10 protein-coding genes are annotated in these 13,175 nt (G+C 65.9%); 3 read left to right on the top strand and 7 right to left on the bottom strand.

Annotated features, from left to right (window positions below; all coding sequences use genetic code 11):
• Positions 1-13: 13 nt before the first annotated feature.
• From dnaJ to grpE, 3 genes are all read right to left on the bottom strand, one after another.
• Positions 14-1,150 carry a molecular chaperone DnaJ gene (gene dnaJ / locus FAZ69_RS06885; protein WP_136893201.1) on the bottom strand — a complete coding sequence of 379 codons (1,137 nt, stop codon included), beginning with the start codon at positions 1,148-1,150 and terminating at the stop codon, positions 14-16.
• 228 nt (positions 1,151-1,378) lie between these two features.
• Complete coding sequence (gene dnaK, locus FAZ69_RS06880; protein ID WP_136893200.1) at positions 1,379-3,337, bottom strand: molecular chaperone DnaK; 1,959 nt, start codon at positions 3,335-3,337, stop codon at positions 1,379-1,381.
• 238 nt (positions 3,338-3,575) lie between these two features.
• The gene (grpE, locus tag FAZ69_RS06875; protein WP_136893199.1) at positions 3,576-4,151 is read right to left on the bottom strand and encodes a nucleotide exchange factor GrpE; all 576 of its coding nucleotides are present in this window, start codon (positions 4,149-4,151) and stop codon (positions 3,576-3,578) included.
• Between the two features lie 377 nt (positions 4,152-4,528).
• On the opposite strand from grpE, the gene FAZ69_RS33210 reads away from it, so the two are divergent.
• Positions 4,529-4,690 carry a hypothetical protein gene (locus FAZ69_RS33210; protein ID WP_169708582.1) on the top strand — a complete coding sequence of 54 codons (162 nt, stop codon included), beginning with the start codon at positions 4,529-4,531 and terminating at the stop codon, positions 4,688-4,690.
• Here FAZ69_RS33210 and FAZ69_RS06870 read toward each other — a convergent pair.
• From FAZ69_RS06870 to hrcA, 3 genes are all read right to left on the bottom strand, one after another.
• Complete coding sequence (locus FAZ69_RS06870; protein WP_136893198.1) at positions 4,662-5,069, bottom strand: RNA-binding S4 domain-containing protein; 408 nt, start codon at positions 5,067-5,069, stop codon at positions 4,662-4,664. The genes FAZ69_RS33210 and FAZ69_RS06870 overlap by 29 nt on opposite strands.
• A gap of 64 nt (positions 5,070-5,133) precedes the next feature.
• Positions 5,134-6,201 (bottom strand): ferrochelatase, encoded by a 1,068-nt coding sequence (gene hemH, locus FAZ69_RS06865; protein ID WP_136893197.1) that lies wholly within the window; start codon positions 6,199-6,201, stop codon positions 5,134-5,136.
• 137 nt (positions 6,202-6,338) lie between these two features.
• On the bottom strand, positions 6,339-7,358 hold the full coding sequence (gene hrcA / locus FAZ69_RS06860; RefSeq protein WP_136893196.1) for a heat-inducible transcriptional repressor HrcA: 1,020 nt from the start codon (positions 7,356-7,358) through the stop codon (positions 6,339-6,341).
• A 296-nt stretch (positions 7,359-7,654) separates the two neighbouring features.
• Here hrcA and FAZ69_RS06855 point away from each other — a divergent pair, with 296 nt between their 5' ends.
• Together FAZ69_RS06855 and recN are read left to right on the top strand one after the other, a co-directional pair.
• Entirely contained in the window at positions 7,655-8,557 is a 903-nt protein-coding gene (locus tag FAZ69_RS06855) for an NAD kinase (RefSeq protein WP_136893195.1), read from the top strand.
• 12 nt (positions 8,558-8,569) lie between these two features.
• A complete protein-coding gene (gene recN, locus FAZ69_RS06850) occupies positions 8,570-10,228 on the top strand; it encodes a DNA repair protein RecN (protein WP_136893194.1) in 1,659 nt (552 codons plus the stop codon).
• 23 nt (positions 10,229-10,251) lie between these two features.
• Here the strand turns inward: recN and glnE are convergent, their stop codons facing one another.
• Positions 10,252-13,041: a bifunctional [glutamate--ammonia ligase]-adenylyl-L-tyrosine phosphorylase/[glutamate--ammonia-ligase] adenylyltransferase gene (gene glnE, locus FAZ69_RS06845; RefSeq protein ID WP_136893193.1), complete on the bottom strand. Its 2,790-nt coding sequence runs from the start codon at positions 13,039-13,041 to the stop codon at positions 10,252-10,254.
• Positions 13,042-13,175 lie beyond the last annotated feature (134 nt).

Below are 13,175 nucleotides of genomic sequence, written 5' to 3'. Positions count from 1 at the left end.
CCCGCCATGCCGATCAATCGAAGAAGCTCTTCACGCGGTCGAACCAGCTCTTGCTCTGCGGGCTGTGGCGCGGACCGCCTTCCGAAAGCGACTTCTCGAACTGCTTGAGCAGGTCGCGCTGCTGCTCGGTCAGCTTCACCGGCGTCTCGACCTGGACGTGCACGTAGAGATCGCCCGCGATGCTCGAGCGCAGCCCCTTGATGCCCTTGCCGCGCAGACGGAATGTCTTGGCCGACTGTGTGCCTTCCGGCACCGTGAAGCTCGCGCGGCCAGCGAGCGTCGGCACCTCGATCTCGCCGCCGAGCGCCGCCGTGGTGAACGGAATCGGCATCTGGCAATGAAGGTCGTCGCCGTCTCGCTCGAACACCGAGTGCGGCTTGATGTGGATCTCGACGTACAGGTCGCCCGACGGCCCGCCGTTGATGCCCGGCTCGCCGTTGCCGGCCGAGCGGATACGCATGCCGTCGTCGATGCCTGCCGGGATCTTCACTTCGAGGGTCTTGGTTTCCTTCACCTTGCCCGCGCCGTGGCAATGCGCGCACGGCTCGGGAATATAGGTGCCGCTGCCGTGGCACTTCGGGCAGGTCTGCTGGATGCTGAAGAAGCCCTGCGACATCCGCACCGCGCCGGAGCCGTGACAGGTCGGGCAGGTTTCCGGCTTGGTGCCCGGCTTCGCGCCCGAGCCATGACAGACGTCGCATGAGACCCAGCTCGGCACGCGGATCTGCGTGTCGTAGCCGTGGGCGGCCTGCTCGAGCGTGATTTCCATGCTGTAGCGCAGGTCGGCGCCGCGATAGACCTGCGGGCCACCGCGCCCGCCGCGGGCTGCGCCGCCCGCCGCCTGACCGAAGATATCGCCGAAAATGTCGCCGAATGCATCGGCAAAACCGCCGAAGCCCTGCGCTCCCGCCGCCCCCATGTTCGGATCGACGCCGGCATGGCCGTACTGGTCGTACGCCGTGCGCTTTTGCGAGTCCGACAGCATTTCATAGGCTTCCTTCGCCTCCTTGAAACGCTCTTCCGCATCCTTGTTGTCCGGATTGCGGTCGGGGTGGTACTTCATCGCGAGCTTGCGATAAGCCTTCTTGATCTCGTCGTCGCTCGCGTTCTTCGCGACACCCAGAACCTCGTAGTAATCCCGTTTCGCCATGTCGGTTCAACGCCGGCCGCGCACCTCGCGCGGCCGCTCCTTTCGAATGCTGTGGAGTCTCGCGACTCGTCTGGAAGACGCTTTCACGCCGGGTTGCCGGGGAAAAAGCGCCGCCGTCCATAAAACAAATGTGCCCGGAGGACCCAAAAGTCCGCCAGGCGCGTTCACCGCGGCCGGTCACTCTATCGAGCGCCGGTCGCTCTATTGCTGAAGCTCGTTCTTCGAGCCTCAGTCCTTCTTCACTTCCTTGAACTCGGCGTCGACCACATCGTCTTCCGGCTGGCTCGAAGCACCGCCGCCGGCCGCACCGGCCGATGCGCCTGCCGCACCCGCGGCGCCCGCTGCGCCTTGGGCCGCCTGCATGTCGGCGTACATCTTCTCGCCGAGCTTCTGCGACGCCGTCGCCACGGCTTCGATCTTGGCCTCGATCGCCGCCTTGTCGCTCGAGTTGCTCTTCAGCGTCTCTTCGAGCTCCTTCAGCGCGGATTCGATCTTTTCCTTGTCCGACGCGTCGATCTTGTCGCCGTACTCGGTCAGCGCCTTCTTCGTGCTGTGCACCAGCGCGTCGCCCTGATTGCGCGCATCGGCCAGCTCACGCAGCTTGTGGTCTTCTTCCGCGTTCGCCTCGGCGTCCTTCACCATCTTTTCGATCTCGGCTTCCGACAGGCCCGAGTTCGCCTTGATCGTGATGCGATTTTCCTTGCCGGTCGCCTTGTCCTTCGCGCCGACGTGCAGGATGCCGTTCGCGTCGATGTCGAAGGTCACTTCAATCTGCGGCACGCCGCGCGGTGCGGGCGGAATGCCTTCGAGGTTGAACTCGCCGAGCAGCTTGTTGCCCGCCGCCATTTCGCGCTCGCCCTGGAACACCTTGATCGTCACGGCGCCCTGGTTATCGTCGGCCGTCGAATACACCTGCGAGTGCTTCGTCGGGATCGTGGTGTTCTTGTTGATCATCTTCGTCATCACGCCGCCGAGCGTCTCGATGCCGAGCGACAGCGGGGTGACGTCGAGCAGCAGCACGTCCTTGCGATCACCCGACAGCACTTGGCCTTGAATCGCGGCGCCCACGGCGACCGCTTCGTCCGGGTTCACGTCACGGCGCGGCTCCTTGCCGAAGAACTCTTTCACCGTTTCCTGCACCTTCGGCATGCGGGTCATGCCGCCGACCAGGATCACGTCGTCGATGTCGCCGACCTTCACGCCCGCATCCTTGATCGCGATCTTGCACGGCTCGACCGTACGCGTGATCAGTTCTTCGACGAGCGCTTCGAGCTTGGCGCGCGTGATCTTCAGGTTCAAGTGCTTAGGACCCGACGCGTCAGCCGTGATGTACGGCAGGTTGATTTCAGTCTGCTGGCTCGACGACAGCTCGATCTTGGCCTTTTCCGCCGCTTCCTTCAGGCGCTGCAGCGCGAGCACGTCCTTCGAGAGGTCGACGCCCTGCTCTTTCTTGAACTCGCCGATGATGTAATCGATGATGCGCTGGTCGAAGTCTTCACCGCCCAGGAACGTGTCGCCGTTCGTCGACAGCACTTCGAACTGCATTTCGCCGTCCACGTCCGCGATCTCGATGATCGAAATGTCGAACGTGCCGCCGCCGAGGTCATACACGGCGATCTTGCGGTCGCCCTTTTCGGCCTTGTCGAGGCCGAACGCGAGCGCGGCTGCCGTCGGCTCGTTGATGATCCGCTTCACTTCGAGGCCGGCGATGCGGCCTGCATCCTTGGTCGCCTGGCGCTGGCTGTCGTTGAAGTACGCGGGAACCGTGATCACGGCTTCGGTGACCGGCTCGCCGAGGTAGTCCTCAGCGGTCTTCTTCATCTTGCGCAGCACTTCCGCCGAGATCTGCGGCGGCGCAAGCTTTTCGTCGTGCGCTTCGATCCAGGCATCACCGTTGTCGGCCTTGATGATCTTGTATGGCATCAGGCCGATGTCCTTCTGGACTTCCTTCTCTTCGAAGCGGCGGCCGATCAGGCGCTTCACCGCGAACAGCGTGTTCCTCGGATTGGTCACCGACTGGCGTTTCGCAGGCGCGCCGACGAGGATTTCGTTGTCGTCCATGTAGGCGATGATCGACGGCGTCGTGCGAGCGCCTTCCGAGTTTTCGATCACCTTGACCTGATTGCCTTCCATCAGCGCCACGCACGAGTTCGTGGTGCCGAGGTCGATGCCGATGATTTTGCCCATTTTTCCTAATCTCCTGACTTTTGATCGCTTTGGGGCGGGCCTTGTCCAGCAAGGCCCGCCGCCCGAAATTCAAACCTGCACTCAAAGTAAGTGCGCCCGCATCGATTTCAAGACCCTCCATACGATGCGGTCTTTAATTTTTTCAATCGCCGGCGCCAAAGGCGCGGATTGTCTCACGCGCGGGGTCGAGCGCGGGCTTCCGCTTGCCGCAAAGGTGGGCAGAGGCTCAGGCAGCCGCTTACTTGGGCTGCGCGACGGTCACGAGCGCCGGACGCAGCACGCGGTCGGCGATGACGTAACCCTTCTGCAGCACGGCGACGACAGTGTTGGCCTCCTGCTCGGCAGGCACCATCGAAATGGCCTGATGGCGGTGCGGATCGAACTTCTCACCGACCGGGTTCAGGACTGTGATACGACCCTTTTCCATCGCGCTCGTCAGCTGGCGCAGCGTCAGATCGACGCCTTCGCGGATCTTCGTTTGGTCGCCCGACGAGTCGGCAAGCGCGGCTTCGAGGCTGTCGATCACCGGCAGCAGGCGCTCGGCGAAGCTTTCGATTGCGAATTTGTGAGCCTTCTGCACTTCCTCGTGGGCGCGGCGGCGCACGTTCTCGGTTTCCGCCTTGGCGCGCAGGAAGCTTTCCTGCAATTCGGTGATCTTGGCCTCGGCCTCGGCCAGCGCGGCTTCGGCAGTGACCTCCGACGCGGCCTGCCCAGCAGCGGCGTTCTCCGCCGCCGCGTTTTCGGCAGCCTCGCGCGCGGCCTCGTCGGCCGGCGTGGGGTTCTGGGTCGCTGGATTGTCTTGCGTGTTTTCCATGTCGCTGAAAGTCGTCTAGAAGGTTGAGCCCAAGGCGCGACGGCGAAGCAACTGCCAGGCGCCGCATCACGGCCAATGAGTGTTGCAAAAGCGCAACCCCATGGTTGCGCATTGTTACGCGTCGCGGCGGCAAATGAGGGCTAGAAAGCCGATTTCAAGGGCCTCCCGCCGAGTTTTTGCACCTCCCGCGTGCACCCGAAATAGGCCGTTACATTGATTATCTGTTAGCCGTCACGTCCACATTGAGCACCATACGGGTTTGCCCTAAACTTGGTATAAGCATCGAGAAAAAGGCTGGTTGTCCCCAGCCTCTCATAAGCCGCCAAAACCGCTGAATCGCCCGTTTCCGCAGCACTTTCTTCTCCAGGGGGAGTACCGTGAAACTGACCTTTGCAATAGCGGTGGTCGCGTTGGTACTCATCGCGGGAACCACCACCATCTGTATGTCCGGGGCTGTCAACGACAACACCACCGAATACGGCAGCGTGCATGCCACGTTCGAACAGTTGTTCAACCCCCACCTGAAAGTTTGTCGATGATGCGCCGGTCGCGCTTCGTCGGCCTGCCGTGCAATTCGGCCGCCGGCTCGCGATATGTCTTGCGCCGCTCCAGTTCGGCCGTGCGCCTTTCCCGGCTGTCCGCCGTTTCCGCATAAAGCGTCTGCGCGACGCTCGCCGGACCGCGCACCTCGCAGATCCCCAACACCTGAACCTGCCACACGATCCGCTCGATTTCGATGTCGACGAGATCGCCGACGCGCACGTCCTTGGCCGGCTTGACCGGCGCGCCGCCGATGCGCACGCGGCCCTTCTCGACGGCATCCGCAGCCAGCGAACGCGTCTTGAAGAAGCGCGCGGCCCACAGCCACTTGTCGATGCGCAGCCGTGCGCCCGGTTCGGTCGAAATCTTGTAGTTCATAAAATTCATCTGGGCGCCATTGCGCCGTAATCAAGCCGGTGCGGCAATCCGCGCCGGCGAGGACCTACGCCACCATGTTCAGCGGCGACGCCGCGCGAACCGGCCACCCCTGCAGATTCTGCGCAACGATCTCGCCCAGTGCGTCGATCCACGCCGGCGACGAGTTCAGGCACGCGATCCGGTGAAACTCCTTGCCGCCCGCATGCAGGAATTCGTCACGCACCTCCAGGCCAATCTCCTCGATCGTCTCGAGGCAATCAGCGGTGAAACCCGGGCAGAAGACGTCGGCGCGCCGCACGCCCGCTGCGCCCAACTCCTTGAGCGTCGGCGCCGTATAGGGCTGCAGCCATTCTGCGCGGCCGAAACGCGACTGGAACGTCACCCGGCACTCTAAAAGCGTCAGCCCGAGCTCGGTCATCAAGAGCGCGGCGGTCTGCCGACACTGTTCGTGGTACGGGTCGCCGAGGTCCATCGTGCGCTTCGGCACGCCGTGAAAGCTCAGGACCAGCTTGTCGCCGGCCGCGAAATCCGGGCGGCCGTGCGCGGCCCAATACTGGCGCACCTGTTCGGCAAGCGCGTGGATATAGGCCGGATGGTCGGCATACTGGCGCACCGTGCGAATTTCCGGCTGGTTGCGCATGCGCCTTAGCGCGGCAAAGGCATCGTCGAAGGCGGTCGCCGTCGTCGACGACGAATATTGTGGGTACATCGGCATCAGCAGCACACGCTCGGCGCCCGCGAGCTTCAGTTGCTTGAGCATCGCGGGAATGCCGGGCGTACCGTAGCGCATCGCGTATTCGACGATCACGTGATAGTCGTTGGCGTGCAGCAGCTGGCGCATCGCTTCGGCCTGCTTTTCGGTGTGGACCCGCAACGGCGAGCCTTCCGGCATCCAGACCGCCGCATATTTCTTCGCGGACGCCCGCCCGCGCAGCGGCAGGATCAACAGGCGCAGGATGGCCTGCCAAGCCAGCGCCGGAATCTCGACGACGCGCGGGTCAGACAGGAACTGCGCAAGATAGCGGCGCACCGCGGAGGGCGTAGGCGCATCGGGCGTGCCGAGATTGATCAGCAGCACGGCGACGCGGTGCGACGTGGCGGGCTGCGACGGCAGCTCGAGGTCAAAACGCATAGGCAACAAGCAAAAGCGCGCCGCCCCTCGGGGCAGGCGGCAAAGCGTCGGTTCGGATCCGGCTCATTATAGCGGCGCGGCTGGCCGCGCATACCCGGCCGTTCGGCCGATTGGCAGCGCGTATCGGCGCGTGGAGACTACTGTTGACTGAGCGCCATCGAAAGCAGGCGCGCGGTGATATCGACGATCGGAATCACGCGGTTGTATGCCATCCGCGTCGGCCCGATCACGCCGAGCGTACCGACGATCCTGCCGTTCACTTCGTACGGCGCCGTCACGACGCTCATCTGCTCGATCGGCACGAGATTCGATTCGCCGCCGATGAATATCTGCACGCCTTGGGCATGGCTCGATACGTCGAGCAACTGAAGGAGGCTCGTCTTTTGGTCGAAAACGTCGAACAGCTTGCGCAGCCGCGCCATATCGGACGAAAGGTCCGCCACTTCGAGCAGGTTGCGCTCGCCCGAAATAAGCACCGTCTCGCCGGTGTCCATTTCGTCGGTGCTCGCGGTGACGGCCGCATGCATCAGCGTCGTCATGTCGCCGCGCAGTTGGTCGATCTCTTCGCGCAGGCGCCGCCGCACTTCGTCGAACGAGAGGCCGGCGAAATGCGCGTTGATGTAATTGGAGGCTTCCGTGAGCTGCGACGGCGAATAGTCGCGCTGCGTCGCCATGATGCGGTTCTGCACGTCGCCTTCGGGCGTCACGATGATGAGCAGGATGCGCTTGTCGGACAAGCGCATGAACTCGATCTGCTTGAACACGTGGCTACGACGCGGCGTCAGCACGACGCCCGCGAACTGCGAGAGGTTCGACAGCACGCTCGCCGCGGCGGCCACCACCTTCTGCGGCTCGCCCGGCTGCAGCGTGGTCTTGACCGTCTGGGTGACCGCCTCTTCCTCGGCTGCCGACTCGACGGTCAGCATCGTGTCGACGAACAGGCGGTAGCCGCGCGGTGTCGGAATGCGGCCCGCCGAGGTATGCGGACTGATCACGAGACCCAGCTCCTCGAGGTCGGACATCACGTTGCGGATCGTCGCCGGACTCAGCTCGAGCCCGGAATAGCGCGACAACGTGCGCGAGCCGACCGGTTGACCTTCGGCGATGTATCGCTCGATCAGCGTTTTGAGGAGGGTTTGGGCACGTGGATCTAACATGACGCAAAATTCTAGCTTAACGGCGGCTGCCCGGCGAGCGCGCGGCGTTGACGCGGCGACCTGACGGCCTTGGTGCGCCGGGCCGCCAGGCCAATTGGCGCATCTGCGCGCCTGCCGCGCTCCGGCCCCCATGCGACGCCCCGCGCCGGCGAAGCGCCGGTGCCTAAAATGTCATCAGGGCGACACCATTCTAGCCACAAATCGATGCCGATCGAATACGCGAAAGATAAAGCCGGGGCTCCAGCAGACGCGCTACGACGGTTCTTTTCAAACCGCACCTATGGTGTAATGCCGGCATGGAAATTGGCAGCCAGTTCAAGACCGTTGCGCTCGTCGGGCGCAGCAATACACCGGCCATCAGCGAGCCGCTGATGGCGCTCGCCGCGTGCATCGCAAAGCGCGGGCTCGAAGTCGTGTTCGAAGCGGAGACGGCGAGCGATATCGGCGTGTCGGGCTACCCGGCGCTCACGCCCGCGGAGATCGGTGCGCGCGCGGACGTGGCCGTGGTGCTCGGCGGCGACGGCACGATGCTCGGCATCGGGCGCCAGCTCGCGCCGTACAAGACGCCGCTGATCGGCATCAACCACGGGCGGCTCGGCTTCATCACCGACATCGCGGCGGCGGATATGCAGGAAGTCGTGCCGCAAATGCTGGCCGGCAGCTTCGAGCGCGAGGAACGCTCGCTGCTTGAGTCGCGCATCATGCGCAACGGCGAGCCGATCTATCACGCGCTCGCGTTCAACGACGTGGTCGTGAACCGCAGCGGCTTTTCGGGCATGGCGGAATTGCGTGTATCGGTCGACGGCCGCTTCATGTACAACCAGCGCTCGGACGGGCTGATCGTCGCCACGCCGACCGGCTCGACCGCGTATGCGCTGTCGTCGCAGGGGCCGATCCTGCATCCGCAATTGGGAGGCATCGTGCTCGTGCCAATCGCCCCGCATGCGCTCTCGAACCGTCCGATCGTGCTGCCGGACGACAGCACGGTCAGCATCCAGATCATCGCCGGGCGCGACGTCAACGTGAACTTCGACATGCAATCGTTCACCGCGCTCGAGCTGAACGACACGATCGACGTGCGCCGCTCGCGGCACACCGTGCCGTTCCTGCACCCGGTCGGCTATAGCTATTACGCGACGCTCAGAAAGAAGCTGCACTGGAACGAGCACCCGTCGCACGACGACGACCCGCTGGAGTAACCCCTCGCCCCCATGCTGCGCCACCTCTCGATACGCGACTTCGTCATCGTCGCCGCGCTCGATCTCGAATTCGACCGCGGCTTCACGGTTTTCTCAGGTGAAACGGGCGCCGGCAAATCGATCCTGATCGATGCGCTCGCGCTCACGCTCGGCGCGCGCGCCGACGCGAGCATCGTACGCACCGGCCAGGGCCGCGCCGACATCACCGCCGAATTCGCCGCGCACGAGCACGTCGCGCGCTGGCTCGACGAGCAGGCGCTCGGCGACGGCGAAAGCTCGGACAGCGTGCTGCTGCGCCGCGTCGTCGATGCGAACGGGCGCTCGCGCGCCTTCATCAACGGCACGCCGGCAACGCTCACGCAGTTGCGCGGGGTCGGCGAGATGCTCGTCGACATCCACGGCCAGCACGCGCATCAATTGCTGATGCGCCCGGACGCGCAACGTGAACTGTTCGATACGCACGCGGGACTCACCGCCACTGCGACGGGCGTCGCCCGCGCGCACCGCGCATGGCGCGACGCGGCCCAGGCCGTCGAGCTCGCGCAGGCGCGCGACCGCGAGCTGCAGCTCGAGCGCGAACGGCTCGCGTGGCAGCTCGCCGAACTCGACAAGCTCGCGCCGCAGCCGGGCGAGTGGGAGGAGATCGGCGCCGAGCACCGGCGACTTTCGCACTCGGCGAACCTGATCGAAGGCGTGCAGGGCGCGCTCAACGCGCTATCGGAGTCGGACGAAGCGATGCTCGCCCAGCTCGGCTCGATCGTGTCGAAGCTGCGCGATCTCGCCGAGATCGACCCGGCGCTCAACGACGCGCTCGCCTCGCTGGAGCCGGCCGAGATCCAGCTGCGCGAGGCGTCCTACTCGCTCACGCACTACGCTCAGAGGCTCGAGCTCGACCCGGACCGGCTCGCGCAAGTCGAACACCGGCTCGACGCGCTCCATTCGATCGCACGCAAATTCCGCCTGCAACCCGAGACGCTGCCGGAAGAGCACCGGGCCCGCCGCGCGCAACTCGCGGCGCTCGACGCCGCCGCCGATCTCGACGGCCTGCGCGCCGCCGAGGCCAAGGCGAAGGAAGCCTATCTGGGCGAGGCCAAGCTGCTGTCGAAGGCGCGCGCCAAGGCCGCGAAAACGCTGGGCACGGCCGTGACGGCGGGGATGCAGGAATTGTCGATGGCGGGGGGCAGCTTCGAAGTCGCGCTGCTGCCGCTCGCCGAAGGCGGCGCGCACGGGCTCGAGCAGATCGAGTTCCGCGTCGCGGGCCATGCGGGCGTGCCGCTGCGGCCGCTCGCCAAGGTCGCGTCCGGCGGCGAGCTGGCGCGGATCAGCCTGGCGCTGGCCGTGATCGCGAGCACCGCCAGCCCGACGCCGACACTGATCTTCGACGAAGTCGACACCGGCATCGGCGGCGGCGTCGCCGAAGTGGTCGGGCGTCTTTTGCACCAGCTTGGCCGCGACCGGCAGGTGCTGTGCGTCACGCACTTGCCGCAGGTGGCCGCACGCGGCGACCATCATTTCCAGGTGGCGAAGGCGAGCGATGCTAACGGCGGCACGCTCAGCACGGTCTCGCCGCTCGACCGCGCGAGCCGCATCGAGGAAGTCGCGCGGATGCTCGGCGGCCTGGAAATTACCCCGACGACTCGCAAGCACGCCAAGGAAATGCTGACGGCGTAGCCGCCCACCGTCCCTCTCGGCTCTCAGCCAAACACCCGCTGCCACAGCCGCAGCACGGCTGCCCTCTCGTCGGCGACGCGCTCCGGCGCGATCCGCGCCGCCTCCATCCCGTCGAGACGCAGCTTGTGCTGCATCTTCCGATAGGCCCGGTACGCGCCGCCCGCCGTCTCCGCCTCTTCGGGGCTCATGAGCCCGAAGCGCGACACCTCGCGCAACAGCGCGATATTGCCCGTGTTGCGGATCATCTCCGGGTGCCGCGCCGCATGCAGCAGCACCCAGTACTGGACGATGAACTCGATATCGACCATGCCGCCGCGATCGTGCTTCAGGTCGAAGAGCTCGGTGCGGTTCGGATGGCCGGCGAACACGCGCTCGCGCATCGCGACGATCTCGGCGGCAAGCGGTTCCGCTTCGCGCGGCGTCGTCAGCACCTGCTCGCGGATCGCCTCGAACTGCGCGCCGATCCCGGCATCGCCCGCGCAGAAGCGCGCCCGCGTCAGCGCCTGGTGCTCCCAGATCCACGCGGTATTCGCCGCATCGCCCTCGCGCAGCTGATAGCGGCGGAAAGCGTCGAGATCGGTGATCAGCAAGCCCGATTCGCCGTTCGGGCGCAGCCGCAGGTCGACATCGAACAGCGTGCCCGCGCCGGTCGCCATCGTGAGCCAGGTGATCAGGCGCCGCGTGAAGGTGGCGTAGACATCGGCAGCCGCGTCGTCCGGGTCGTCGTAGAGAAAGATCAGGTCGAGATCGGACGCGTAGCCGAGCTCCTTGCCGCCCAGCTTGCCGTAGGCGATCACCGCGAAGCGCGGCACCTCGCGGTGGTGTTTCGCCAGGTGCTTCCAGACCGCTTCGATCGTCACGTCGAGCACCGAGTCGGCGAGCGCCGACAGCTCGTCGCTGACATGCTCGACCGACAGCTTCCCGGCCAGGTCGATCAGCAGGATGCGGAACACCTCGGCCTGGTGCGCATGGCGCAGCAGGTCCATCTGCTGCTCGACGTCGGCGGCCGCGGCGAGCCGTGCGCGCAGCGACGACTTGAACTCGGGCCAATCGGACGGGCTCGCGATCACCTCGTCGTCGAGCAGTTCGTCGAGCAGCTGCGGATGCCGGATCAGGTAGCCCGCCGCCCAGCGCGATGCGCCAAGCACCGCGAGCACTCGCTCGAGCGCCGCCGGATACTCGTTGAGCAGCGCCAGATATGCGCCGCGCCGGCCGATCGCCTCGAGCAGATCGAAGAGGCGCGCGATCGTCTGGCCGCGCTTGTCGGCATCGAATGCGGCGGCCGCTTCGAGCGCGCGCTGCGCGATCGTGTCGAAGCGCCGGCGGCTCGTCTCCGGCAGCCCTGCATAGCGCGCCGATTGCCAGACCGCCTTCATCCGTGCGAGCAGGTCGGCTGGGTCGCTGAAGCCGAGCTCGGTGAGGCGCTCGAGCAGCGCAGCGCCGGCACTGTCGTCATCGAGCGCGCTGCTCCAGACCCAGGCGGCCGCGCCGTCCTCGGCCACGCCGCAGCCGCCGCTGCCGCGCACCTTGTCGGCAAAGAGCTGGTCGAACTGCGCTTCCACCAGCTCGCGATAACCGTCGAGCTTCGCCATCAGCGCCGCGTAATCGGCGAAGCCGAGCGACGCCGCGAGGCGCGCGCGCTCGTCCGGGTCGACGGGCATCGCATGCGTCTGCGCGTCGTTGCGGTACTGGAGCCGGTGCTCGAGCACGCGCAAAAACTTGTAGGCCTGCGTGAGATCCGCGCACACCTTCGGCGCGATCAGCCCGCGCGCCGCCGCGTGGCGCAGCACCGCAAGCGTCGGACGAATCCGGAAGCCGGCGTCCTGGCCGCCGCGAATCAGCTGGAACACCTGCGCGCTGAACTCGATCTCGCGGATGCCGCCGCGGCCGAGCTTGATGTCGTCGGCCTTGTCGGGACGCATCGACGCGCGGCGCTGCGCTTCCTGGCGGATCTGCAGATGCAGCGACCGAATCGCGCTGATCACGCCGAAGTCGAGATAACGCCGGTAGACGAACGGCTTGACGAGCGCGTCGAGCTGCGTCGCGAGGCGCTTCGCGGCGTCGCTCCCGGGCTCCGAGACGAGCCGCCCCTTGATCCACGCGTAGCGCTCCCACTCGCGGCCCTGCACGTAGAAGTACTCCTCGAGCATGCCGAGACTGCAGACGAGCGGACCCGAATCGCCGTTCGGACGCAGCCGCATGTCGACGCGGAACACGTAGCCGTCGGCGGTCACTTCGGCGAGCGCGCCGATGAGCCGCCGCCCGAGCCGCGTGAAGAATTCCTGCGTCGCGATCGGCGAGCGGGTGCCGCCGGCGGTCTCGCCGTCGTCCTCGTAGACGAAGATCAGGTCGATATCGGACGAAACGTTCAGCTCGCGCCCGCCGAGCTTGCCCATGCCGACCACGCCCAGCGTGAGGCGCTCTCCGCCGGGTCCGCGCGGCTCGCCGTAAAGCGCCTCGAGCTCCTCCGACAACACCGCCAGCGCGCGCTGGATCGTCGCTTCGGCGAGGTCCGTCATCGCGCCGGTGACTTCGGCGACATCCGCGTGCCCGGCGAGCTCGCGCTCCATCACCGCGCAAAACACTTCCGTGCGCAACTGGCGCAGCACGCGGCGCAGCGCGTCTTCCGCCAGGGGCGCGCCAGCGGCGCTCCGATGCTCGGCGACGAGCGCGTCGAGCCGCGCATCGATGCGCTCGCGCGTGAGCGGCTCCTGCGCCCAGCCGGCGATGCGCGCGGCCAGCTCGGGACGCGCCGCGATCGCGCGCGCCGCATAGTTCGAATAGCTGGAACTCAGGAGGGGAACGTCAGTCATGGATTTAGAGACTGGGATGGAACTGCGTAAGAAGTTGGCCGGGAAATGCCCGCGCAACAAGGCGCAGCCGGTGGTTTGAGCGGCCTGCCCGTGTGTTACATTTCGTCGTCAGACTGCAAAACTAACATATTGCC

This window comes from Trinickia terrae (assembly GCF_005144415.1).
GTDB lineage: Bacteria > Pseudomonadota > Gammaproteobacteria > Burkholderiales > Burkholderiaceae > Trinickia_A > Trinickia_A terrae.
This window is presented reverse-complemented; position numbering and strand designations above follow the sequence as displayed.